Annotated in this window: 1 pseudogene; it reads right to left on the bottom strand. The window is 43.1% G+C overall.

Features of this window, described 5'->3' with window-relative positions:
- Window positions 1–1254 (bottom strand): annotated as a pseudogene (locus ACFIJZ_RS09765) (hypothetical protein); the annotation flags it as partial.

Raw genomic sequence — 1254 nt, 5'->3', positions numbered from 1 at the left:
TCCAGCTGCCAAATCCATTGGGTTGGTTGAATCAACACTCGTCGTATCTGCACCATCAACAGAGAGATCCCAACTTGAAGTTATAGAGTCTTTTAGAGCTTTTAGCTGCGCAACATTCACGGCATCAGCGTCGTCCGCGCCATCTGCAACGCCAGAAAGAATTCTGGTCTTATTATCTTTATTGGCAATAGTGATTTTATCGCCATCTGTATCCTTACCAATGGTGATGTATTTCGTCTGCGCATCTTGTTTAATAAAACTACTGGCTGCTACTTGTTCTTTTATTTCCTTCAGTTGTCCAAAATTCACCGCATCGGTGCTTTCAGTACCCGTTGCCACTCCAGTTATCTTTTTACCTCCAGCATCAATACCTCCGGTGGTTATTTTCGGACCATTGGCAATCACTAAGCCTGTTGCGTCTAGGGTATTGCTTCCTGCAGTTACTTTATTGACTGCGATTTCCTTAGCTAGATCAAATTTTATATTATTGTCATCTTTGCCTTTGCTAATTTGAAGATTTTTACTTGCCGCTAATAAATCGATCTTGCTCTCTATACCAATAGTTGTAGCATCTGCACCACCAACAGACAGCTGCCAACCTTTATCTACGTAATTTTGTAATGACTTTATCTGCGCAACATTTACTGCATCAGTCAGTTCAGAACCAGCTGCTACCCCTATAATTTGTCGCGTTTTCTTCTCGCTGACATCACCAACACTCACAGCACCATAACCACTCTTCCATTGAGCGTCAGCACCTGTTGCATTCGCTTTCTTATAAGGAAAATAGCCAGAAACACCACCAGCCCTATCGGATATAGAATCGCTTCCTAGAGCAACACCTTTCGCAACCGTCACATTAGAGCTAGCGCCTATAGCAATTCCCTGCAACGCCTGCTCCTCTGCATATGCATTGTATCCCATAGCAATCGCTTCATTTGCATAACTATGTGCTTTACTACCGAAGGCTATTGAAAAATCACCTAATGAAACTGTTCTCTCTTCTTCATCATAACTATCGGTTAGAGAAGAGCCGATTGCAATGCTATTTTTATTATCTCTACTACGACCAGCTAAAGCAGTTAAGCCGATTGCAATCCCTTGGTCAGCCTTCGTCTGCGCTACTTGCCCGAAAACAATAGCATCATGCGCTTCTCCCTCAGATCGTACACCATAAACAAGAGGATTACCCAAATTCCCATCCCTAGTCATTTGACCGCCCGTTACAACTCTTGGAGTTAAAGCTGCTCTTGT

It is taken from the genome of Bartonella sp. CL70QHWL, from assembly GCF_042194855.1.
Lineage (GTDB): Bacteria > Pseudomonadota > Alphaproteobacteria > Rhizobiales > Rhizobiaceae > Bartonella.
This window is presented reverse-complemented; position numbering and strand designations above follow the sequence as displayed.